This window comes from Nonomuraea cypriaca (assembly GCF_015645445.1).
GTDB lineage: Bacteria > Actinomycetota > Actinomycetes > Streptosporangiales > Streptosporangiaceae > Nonomuraea > Nonomuraea cypriaca.
This window is the reverse complement of the sequence record NZ_JADOGI010000332.1, coordinates 1-9,243: the sequence shown is the minus strand read 5'-3', so window position 1 is coordinate 9,243 and position 9,243 is coordinate 1. Positions and strand designations below refer to the sequence as shown.

The 9,243-nt window shown below is 70.6% G+C and carries 10 protein-coding genes, 1 pseudogene and 1 riboswitch; of the genes and pseudogenes, 7 read left to right on the top strand and 4 right to left on the bottom strand.

From position 1 onward, the window contains the following. The 3 genes from ITP53_RS51265 to ITP53_RS58740 all read right to left on the bottom strand — a co-directional run. On the bottom strand, positions 1-1,042 hold a 1,042-nt coding region (locus tag ITP53_RS51265; RefSeq protein ID WP_195902765.1), incomplete at its 3' end, for a PH domain-containing protein. Between the two features lie 182 nt (positions 1,043-1,224). Next, a complete protein-coding gene (locus ITP53_RS51255) occupies positions 1,225-1,716 on the bottom strand; it encodes a PH domain-containing protein (RefSeq protein WP_207757606.1) in 492 nt (163 codons plus the stop codon). Continuing rightward, positions 1,713-1,940 (bottom strand): hypothetical protein, encoded by a 228-nt coding sequence (locus tag ITP53_RS58740; protein WP_195902764.1) that lies wholly within the window; start codon positions 1,938-1,940, stop codon positions 1,713-1,715. Before ITP53_RS58740 ends, ITP53_RS51255 begins: the two co-directional genes overlap by 4 nt. A 110-nt stretch (positions 1,941-2,050) precedes the next feature. On the opposite strand from ITP53_RS58740, the gene ITP53_RS51245 reads away from it, so the two are divergent. The 4 genes from ITP53_RS51245 (at position 2,051) to ITP53_RS51230 (ending at position 6,711) form a co-directional block, all read left to right on the top strand. After that, the gene (locus ITP53_RS51245) at positions 2,051-3,280 is read left to right on the top strand and encodes a sensor histidine kinase (RefSeq protein WP_195902763.1); all 1,230 of its coding nucleotides are present in this window, start codon (positions 2,051-2,053) and stop codon (positions 3,278-3,280) included. Next, the gene (locus tag ITP53_RS51240) at positions 3,277-3,936 is read left to right on the top strand and encodes a response regulator (RefSeq protein ID WP_195902762.1); all 660 of its coding nucleotides are present in this window, start codon (positions 3,277-3,279) and stop codon (positions 3,934-3,936) included. The genes ITP53_RS51245 and ITP53_RS51240 overlap by 4 nt, the downstream gene beginning before the upstream one ends. Before the next feature lie 391 nt (positions 3,937-4,327). Continuing rightward, positions 4,328-5,650 carry an NYN domain-containing protein gene (locus ITP53_RS51235; protein ID WP_195902761.1) on the top strand — a complete coding sequence of 441 codons (1,323 nt, stop codon included), beginning with the start codon at positions 4,328-4,330 and terminating at the stop codon, positions 5,648-5,650. An 86-nt stretch (positions 5,651-5,736) separates the two neighbouring features. Then, positions 5,737-6,711: a C40 family peptidase gene (locus tag ITP53_RS51230; protein WP_328818527.1), complete on the top strand. Its 975-nt coding sequence runs from the start codon at positions 5,737-5,739 to the stop codon at positions 6,709-6,711. A gap of 563 nt (positions 6,712-7,274) precedes the next feature. Beyond that, a riboswitch (cyclic di-AMP (ydaO/yuaA leader) is annotated at positions 7,275-7,439 on the top strand. Positions 7,440-7,556: 117 nt separating this feature from the next. Here ITP53_RS51230 and ITP53_RS58735 read toward each other — a convergent pair. Continuing rightward, positions 7,557-7,718: a hypothetical protein gene (locus ITP53_RS58735; RefSeq protein WP_236052109.1), complete on the bottom strand. Its 162-nt coding sequence runs from the start codon at positions 7,716-7,718 to the stop codon at positions 7,557-7,559. Here ITP53_RS58735 and ITP53_RS58730 point away from each other — a divergent pair. The 3 genes and pseudogenes from ITP53_RS58730 to ITP53_RS56660 form a co-directional block, all read left to right on the top strand. Beyond that, positions 7,711-8,046, top strand: a complete 336-nt coding sequence (locus ITP53_RS58730; RefSeq protein WP_328818524.1) for a C40 family peptidase — start codon at positions 7,711-7,713, stop codon at positions 8,044-8,046. The genes ITP53_RS58735 and ITP53_RS58730 overlap by 8 nt on opposite strands. 169 nt (positions 8,047-8,215) lie before the next feature. Then, positions 8,216-9,025, top strand: coding sequence for a hypothetical protein (locus ITP53_RS51220; RefSeq protein ID WP_195902759.1), 810 nt, complete (start codon positions 8,216-8,218; stop codon positions 9,023-9,025). 12 nt (positions 9,026-9,037) lie between these two features. Then, positions 9,038-9,243, top strand: a pseudogene (locus ITP53_RS56660) (hypothetical protein); the annotation flags it as partial.

Here is a 9,243-nt window from a genome sequence, read left to right as displayed (position 1 = left end):
GGGGGAGTGGTGGGGTGAGGGCGGCCACGTCCTCGGTCTCGTTCTCCGCCGCCTTGCCGAGCCCCGTGGCGATGGCCTTGACCCGCGCGCCGCCGGCCAGCCTGAGCAGCAGCGGCTCGCTGAGCTCCACGCCACGCAGCCGGCGCTCCTCCAGCGTCAGTGACCGGGTGGTCAGCAGGCCGCGGCGCAGCCTCAACCGGCCGGGCTCACGTTCCAGCCGGTAACGGCCCCACGACTCGGCGAACAGCAGCGCGGCGCCGATCGCGCCGACCACCGCGTTCGCCACGAGTATCAGGGGAACGGTCAGCAGCGGCTGTGCCGAGACCCATTCCCACACGCCCACGGCGGTCCGCGTGGTGAACACCTCCACGCCGACCACCCTGTTGAGCGCCTTGTAGGCCACGCTCAGCACCAGCGCGGCGCCCGTGAACGTCCACACCGACAAGGGCGCGTACCTGATCCACGACCATCTCAGCTCCGCCAGCGGCCCGTCGCCCGGCGCGGACGAGGCCGCCACGGGCAGCAGCGTACGGCGCAGCGTCTCGGCGTCCTGCCGGCTCATCGGGTCCAGGGTGAGCTCGTCCCCCTCGGCCGTCTGCTCCCCGGTGCCCACCTTGACCACGGTCAGCCCGAACACCCGCAGCACCGGATCGGCCCGCAGGTCCACGCTGCGCACACGGTCGCGGGGGAGCGAGCGGTGCCGGCGTACGGTGACGCCCGAACGCAACTCCAGCCGGTCGGGGGTCAGTCGCCAGCGGGTCGCCCGGAGCCTGGCCAGGCTGTAGGCCAGGACCGCGGCGACGATCAGCAGCGCGGCTCCCGCGCAGACGGCGGCGATGCCCGCGGCCGGCCAGTCGCGTTCCGCCAGGAAGCGGACGATCCCGAACGTGGTGGGCACGACCAGAGCCAGTGACTTGACCGCCGACGCCCCGGGACTCCGGCCGGAGAGCCGCTGCCATCCCGCCTCGCCGCCCGGCCACTCGTCCACGCGTTGCCCGGGGCCCGCAACCTGTCCTGAGTTCACGTCCTGTCCTGGTTCCACGTCCTGTCCTCGGCTGATGTCCCGATCCGGGCTCCCCGCCCGATTCGGGTTCCCGGCCCGGTCTGTGCTCCCGGCCCGGTCTGTGCTCCCGGCCCGGTCTGTGCTCCCGGCCCGGTCTGTGCTCCCGGTCCGATCTGTGGTCCCGGCCTGATCCGGGCTCAGGGGCCGGCCCATGGCCCCGTTCACGTGGCGTCCCCGGGCGTCGTCTGTGTCAGGGCTGTCAGGCGGTCGGCCAGCGCGGCGGCCACCTCGTGGTCCAGCGCCTCGATCTTGATCGCGCCCGCCGACGAGGCGGTGGTGACCGTGACGTCGGCCAGCCCGAACAACCGCTGCACCGGCCCCCTGGCCGTGTCGATCCGCTGGATCCGCGACATCGGCGCCACCTTCCAGGTGTGGGTCAGCCACCCCTTGCGCGTGTAGACGGCCTCGTCGGTCACCTCCCACCGTTCCACCCGGTAGTACGCGCGCGGCGCCGCCAGGGCGAGCACCACGCAGCCCACGGCGAACACCGCCACCCCCGCGCCCAGCCAGACCGGCCGATCGCCGAGCAGCCAGTACGCGGCCACCGCCGCCCCCGCCACCGGCACCATGAGGATCAGCCACTGCACCGTCCACCACCGGATCGCCCGCGGGTCGGCGTGGTTGCGCGGAGGGCGCAGCCTGGTCGTGCTCACTGGCCGGCCTCCGCCCTCTTCGCCGACTCGGCCACGGCGCGCAGCACGAAGCCGAGCACGCCGATCACGATGGCGGCGAACACCTCGTACCCCTCGAGGAAGGGCAGGTGGTTCACCACGATCAGGTCGTGCGCCCACGGCCACCATCCGAAAAGAGTGTTCAGCAGACCAGCCACGCCCTGCAGGAGCAGCAGCCAGCCGAACACCTCCAATACCGCTCTCATGTGTTCAAGCGTCCTGTCCGGGAGGAGTCGCCCGCGTCGGCCGTAGGTCTCGGACGACATCGACTTTGGTCGGTGTCGCCGCGCCCCGGCAGGGCCTAACCTCGGTACATGTGACGGACGTGCGCGTGGAGGACGCCCCCGAATATCGGTGGGCGCTGCCGTCCGTGCTGCTCGGCGACGGGCGCGAGGGCCGCAGGGTGCGGCGCTCGACGCGCGACTGGATCGTCGACATCGCCATGTTCCTGGTGGCCTCCTTCATCACGCTGACGACGGTGCCGGGGATCCAGGACGAGCCCGAGCCGCTCATGGCGATCGAGCAGTTGTTCGGCGCGCTGGCGTGCGCGGCGGTGTGGTTGCGGCGCCGGTGGCCGGTCGGGCTCGCGCTGGTGACCACCGTGCTCTCGTCCTACCTGGAGCTCGTCGGCGGGGCCTGCGTCGTGGCGGTGTTCACTGTGGCGGTGCACCGGCCGTTCAAGATCTCCGGGCCGATCACGCTGTTCGGCATCGTGACCCTGGCCCCCTACGTCCTGCTCAGGCCGCAGCCCGACCTGACGCCGATGGGCGGGTTCATCCTCGGGCTGGCCATCGTGCTGACCGTGTTCGCGTGGGGGATCGTGATCAGGGCCAGGCGGCAGCTCATCTGGTCGCTCAGGCAGCGCGCCGACAGCGCCGCCGAGGAGGCCAAGCGGCTGGAGCGCGAACGGATCGCCAGGGAGATGCACGACGTGCTCGCCCACCGGATCTCCATGCTGAGCCTGCACGCGGGCGCGCTGGAGTTCCGTCCCGACGCGCCGGCCGAGGAGATCGCCAGGGCGGCCGGGGCCATCAGGTCCAACGCCCACCTGGCGTTGCAGGACCTGCGCGGGGTCATCGGCGTGCTGCGCGCCTCGCGCGGCGACGAGGGCGCGGACGACACCGTGCCGGACCGGCCCCAGCCCACCCTCGCCGACCTGCCGACGCTGGTGCGGGAGTGCCGGCAGGCGGGCATGGACGTGCGGCTCGACCTGCCCGGCGGCGACGTCCCCGAAGGGCTCGGGCGCAACGTCTACCGCATCGTCCAGGAGGCGCTCACGAACGCGCGCAAGCACGCGAGCGGGGCGCCGGTGACGGTCACCGTGTCGGGCGAGCCGGGCAAGGAGCTGTCGGCGGAGGTACGCAACCCGCTGGGGACCCGCCACGGCCTGCGCATCCCCGGCGCGAAGGCCGGGCTGATCGGGCTGACCGAACGGGCGGAGCTGGCCGGTGGCCGGCTGGAGCACGGCCCGGCCCCCGAAGGAGATTTCGTGGTACGCGCCTGGCTGCCGTGGCCGGTGGCGCGGACGTCTGGGGAGGACACATGACGAGCGGCCCGATCAGGGTGCTGATCGTCGACGACGACGCCATGGTGCGGGCCGGTCTGTCGATGATCCTGGGAGGGGCCGGCGACGTGGAGATCGTGGCCGAGGCCGGCGACGGGGCCGAGGTGCCGCCTCTGGTGGCCGAGCACCGGCCCGACGTGGTGCTGATGGACATCCGGATGCCCGGCGTCGACGGGCTCACCGCGACCGAGGAGTTGCGCCGCACGTCGTCGCCGCCCGAGGTGGTGGTGCTGACCACGTTCCACGCCGACGCGCAGGTGCTGCGGGCGCTGCGGGCGGGGGCAGCCGGGTTCCTGCTGAAGGACATCCCGCCGGGCGACCTGGTGGTGGCGATCAGGAAGGCGGCCGCGGGGGAGCCGATCCTGTCGCCCGCGGTCACGCGGCAGCTCATCACGCACGTGTCCGACGGCGGGGCCGGGGAGCGTACGGCCAGGGCCAGGAGGCTGCTCGACCGGCTCAGTGAGCGCGAGCGCGAGGTGGCGCTGGCCGTGGGGCGAGGCGGTTCGAACGCCGAGATCGCGCGGGAGCTCTTCATGAGCGTGCCCACGGTCAAGGCGCACGTGTCGCGGATCCTCACCAAGCTGGACCTCAACAACCGGGTGCAGGTGGCACTGCTGGTCTACGACGCCGGGACCTGAACGGCGCTGGAATTCCAGCTTTCTGCCAGGCCGGCGCGCGTCAGGTCCGTCCGGGTGTGCAAATCGTAACGAAGCAAGCTTCCGCGCAGGTGCGAGCCTTCATGCCAGAAGCAGGGCCGGGCTTGACGATGTGCCGACCTCCGCGTGGGAGTGCCTCGGACACAACGGACATCGCGCCGACCTCGCTTGATCCGCGTTGACGCCGTTCTGCCAGGTCATGGGTGGACGTTCGAATCGGCTTCGCCCTGGCCTTTCCCGCGGGCGTCCGGCCGTCCGGAGGCGGCCGGACACCCTTGAGCAAGCGCTCGACCAGTTTCCGGCGGCCGTTACGGTCAGGTACGTGACAGCCGTACCCTTGTCTGAAAGGGCATGTCACGAAGGGACAAGTGGGATGAGTTCAGCGGGTGAAGACCTGTCTCGCCCGCTTCCCGAGCAGGTACGGCTCAATATCGTCGACCTGGCGGCTCAAGTCCTCGGGACGATGCCCCCTGCCGCCATCCCGCCGCCTTTGCGGGGGATAGCCAAGTTCGACCCGCGCAAACGCGCCAAACTGGGCGGCACGCCCATCGCCGCGCAGCTGGAGAACGACAAGAAGTTCCGTGAGCTGGTCGCCGAGTCGGTGGCCGGCGGATGGCCCGAGCTGGTCGCCTCGCTCGCTGAGGGCAACATCCCGCCCGCCGCCGACCCCGTGCTCGTGGCCGCGGCGGCCTATCTCACCCGGCCCCCCGGCTGGGAGGAGATGATCGAGGTCGCCCGCGCCGATCTGGAGCAGTCCGCCGTGGTGGCGGAGGGGGCCGAGCGCGAGGAGGTGGTCTCGCGGCTGCGCGAACAGCTCGCCGCGCAGAAGACCGCCGCCAAGGAGGAGTCCGACCGGCTGCGCGAGCAGATCAGGGCGGCCCGCGCGGAGAACTCCGATCTGCGGCGCAAGCTGCACGACGCCCGCGAGCGGGCCAAGGCCGCGATCCGGCGGGCCGAGGAGATGGAGCACACGGCGGAGGAGGCCAGATCGGCCGCCTCGGTCGCGGGCAGCGCCGGCGAGTCGGAGCTGCGGCGGCTGCGTGAGCGCCTGGCCGACGTGGAAAGGCAGCTCGAAGCCTCGCGCCGGGCCGCCCGCGAGGGCAGGAGCGTCGAGGACGCCCGCATCAGGGTGCTGCTCGACGCGCTGCAGGACGCCTCGGCGGGGCTGCGCAGGGAGCTGGCCCTGCCCACCACGATCAGCCGGCCCGCCGACTCGGTCGCGGCGAGCTCCGGTGAGCGTCCCGGCGTCCGCGGCGTGCCCGCGCGCGCCCTGGCAGACGACGACCCCCAGCTGCTCGACCAGCTCCTGGCGCTGCCGCAGGTGCACCTCATCATCGACGGCTACAACGTCACCAAGACCGGCTACGGCACGCTCACGCTCGCCGACCAGCGCACCCGGCTGATGAACGGGCTCGGCGGGCTGGTCGCGCAGACGCGGGTCGAGGTGACGGTGGTGTTCGACGGCGCCGAACTGAACGCCCCCGTGCAGGTGGTGGCGCCGCGCGGGGTGCGGGTCCTGTTCAGCGCTCCCGGGGAGATCGCCGACGACCTCATCCGCCGGCTCGTACGCGCCGAGCCGCCCGGCCGGGCCATCGCCGTCGTGTCGTCGGACCGCGAGGTGGCCGAGTCCGTCAGGCGGATGGGTGCCAGACCCGTTCCGTCTGGTTTGCTGTTGCGTCGACTCGGTCGCGCCTAAGTTACGAATTGCTGCGTTTAGGTGGGACCTCGCCCGCCACTTCTGTACTATTTCGCCCCAGATGTAATCCCCTGGGAGGCGACACAGTGAGTTTTGGCCGGGTGCCGGTGGCCGCGGGTCTCGCGTTCGGACTGGTCCTGTCCTCGATGGGGTCGGCCGCGGCCGATCCCAAGCCGACGATCAGTCAGGCGAAGGCCAAGCTCGAGAAGCTCAACGACAAGGCCGACAAGGTCGTCGACCGCTTCAACGCGGCGACGGAGCGCTACAAGGGTGCCAAGGGCACCTACACGAAGCTGAACGACAGCTACAAGCGCAAACTGGCCACGGTCGCGGACCTGCGTGCCCAGGTGGTCAACATGGCCGTCGACACGTACAAGCTGGGCAACTACGCCACCACCCTGCCTGGCCTGATCACCGCGGACAAGCCGGAGGACACGCTGTCCAGGATGGCGCTGGCCGGGCAGATGACGACGGAGCGGGCGCAGAAGCTCGCCGCGTTCGACCGGGAGAACCGCGGACTGAAGGCCGAGCGCGACAAGGCGGAGAAGGCGCTGGAGGCGGCGGACAAGGGACGCGACGCGGTGCAGAAGGAGCGCTCGGAGATCCTCGAGCTGATCGACGAGCAGAAGAAGCTCCTGAGGAAACTGGGCGCCTACAATCCCGGCAACCCGAACAGCACCGGCGTCCAGTACACCGGTCCCGCCTCGGGCAACGCGGCCGCCGTCCTTCGCTTCGCGTACGCGCAGGTGGGGAAGCCCTACGTGTTCGGGGGGACGGGTCCTGGCGGTTTCGACTGCTCCGGCCTGACGCAGGCGTCGTGGCGGGCGGCGGGCGTGTCGCTGCCGCGTACGACGTGGGCGCAGTGGTCGTGGGGCGCCAGCCGCAAGGTCTCACTGGACGCCCTGCAGCCCGGGGACCTCATCTTCAGCGAGGGCCTGGGGCACGTCAGTATTTATGCCGGTAACGGGCAGATCGTCCATGCGCCGCAGACCGGCGACGTGGTCAAGATCGTCAAACTCTCCGAGTACGGCCGCAACCTCGTCGGCGCCGTCCGCCCGTAAACACCTGGTTCTCCTGGTCCCCTGTCCGTTGGGTTTCGGACAGGGTTTCGGTCACCCATCGGCCTTCGCATGGCCATATCTGGATTCCTCGGCGTCTCCGGGCACCACGTGAACACCCTGCGTGACGATCCACTACTACGACGATGGATAGTTGACTGCCTGCGGGTGTGGCCGGTCGCGTCGGCGAACCCGATCGCGCGGCCCAGAACGCGTCCTGTCGCCGTCGCGCGGTTCGAGATGCGGCCCATGGGATACAGGTGCGGAACTGTGACGAATACGACATTCAGCACCTGACAAATCGGCCCGCAGTCAACTGTGAGCAGGGTCACATTTGCATAACGGAACCTGGCGTTCCAGCAGGGGTTTCACGCCTTACTGACTCCTTATTCGATCTTTACAAGCTGACCGGCGCTTTGCTGATTCTTGACGTTTGCGCGTAGCTTCTGGCGTCGTCGCGGTGAACAAGCCATGTCGTCGCGAACCAGGCATCGGTCCCTCCCGATGCAAGACAGATAAAGATCCGCTGGTCGCGCCTGACATCCCCATTTCGACATATCTGGTCGGGCGGCGACCTGCCGAGTCCGTGCAGCCAGGAGGCACGGAGCCGGGGACCCAGCGATCCCAGTTCCCCTAGGGATCAGGGGTGAATCGGCGCGCCTATCGCGCCGTAGGGCTACTTCCAGGCCCGAATCCGTCAGCTAACCCGGTAGGCGTTCGTGGAAGTCCCAAGGAGAAATCCTGTCTACCTCCCTGCAAAACCCCCGTCTGTCCCGCTTTGCCATTAATGGCGTAGCACTCGCGATGACCGTGACGGCCGGAGGTTTGATCCTCCATGCCCCAGCGGCTCAAGCGGCGACGACCGGCGATTCGGCCCGTACCTCCACGGCGAACGCGGCCACGGCCGCCACCACGGGGAGGTCGGTCAAGGTCACGACCGCGAGGTCGGCCAAGTCGGCCAGGATCGCCCGCCAGAAGGCGAAGGCCTCCACGGCCGTCGCCGTGGCCAAGAACCAGATCGGTGACCCGTACCGTTACGGCGCCGAAGGACCTGGTTCGTTTGACTGCTCCGGCCTTGTCCAGTTCGCCTGGAAGAAGGCCGGGGTGAAGCTCCCGCGCGTGGCGAGCAGCCAGTTCGCCCGTGCAAGGAACAAGGTCTCCTGGCGGAGTCTCAAGCCCGGTGACCTGATGTTCTTCAACGGGCTCGGCCACGTGGGCATGTACGTCGGCAAGGGCAAGATGATCCACTCGCCGCGGACAGGCGAACGGGTACGCATCGACAAGCTGGGCGGATGGCGCAGGTCGTCGTTCGTCGGCGCGGTCCGTCCCGGCCTGTGAAATCAGCCCCGCCCGCCTACGTCGTGATGCTTTGAAACACGGCCTGGTTCGGGCGGGGCTCTCCACTATCTTCTACAACCCCCTCCTTCCAGTACGGCGGAGCCGACGGCGCACCACCCGCCGCACACGCCGGGCCGGTGCCCGGTTCGGGCGACTACGATCGGGCAGCGTGTCCGTGCAGGTGAGCCGACGAGCCGTGGTGACCGGGCTCCTGCTCTTCGCCGTCGCTCCCGCCGGCGCCGCCGCCCCGATGCTTCCCCCCGGAGTGCGCGGACTGTGGTGCGAAGGCACGGTCGTCGCCCGCGGGACCCACGCCGTGGTCGTCGGCCATCACACCCCGCGCCGTTCGCTCGACGAGATGGCGCGCAGGGCCGACGAAGCCGGGCGCCGGGTCTCGGTGGTGCTCGGTGCCCCCGTACGACCTCTGGTGGTCGTTCCCGCGTCCGCCGCCGAGGCGGCGAGCCTGGCCGGGGTGGGGCGGGTCGACGGGCTGGCCGCGGTGGCCGACGGCACGCGGGTGATCGTCGTACCCGAGTTCTTCGCCCTGCTGAGCCCGGTGGGCAAGGACGTGGTCCTGACCCACGAGCTCACCCACGTCGCGGCCGGCACCGATGGTGTGCCCGTCTGGCTCTATGAGGGGTTCGCCGACTACGTGGGCTATCGGGATTCCGGGTTGCCGGTGAAGACGGCCGCCGCCGAACTGGCCGCCGAGGTGCGGGACGGGCGCCTGCCGACTGAATTGCCCGGGCCCGCGGCTTTCGCCGCCGACGGCCGGGACCCCGTACGGCTGGCTCGGGCGTACCAAGAGGCCTGGCTGGCGTGTCGCTTCCTCGCTGACCGGTTCGGTGAGGGGACCCTGGTGAGGCTCTACCGTGCCGCCCGGGCGAGGGGGGCCGATCAGGCGCTCGCCGCTCTGGGGCTCTCCACGGCCACGCTGACGGCGCGGTGGCGCGACTACGTACGGGATCAGCTCTCGTAGAGGGGGAGGCAGATGAGCGAACGGCGAGACACGGACGACGCATCACAGGAGGCGGAGGACCCCGGCGGAGCGGACACAGCCGTCGACCTGGGCTCAGGCGATGTCAGCGGCACGGCCGGAGAGCCAGGCCCGGGTCGTGAGCTCGGCGTCCCAGGAGGGCCGGGCGGAACCGGCGTGCGGGGCTCGGTGGGGGAGCCGGGTGCGACCGGTTCGGAGGG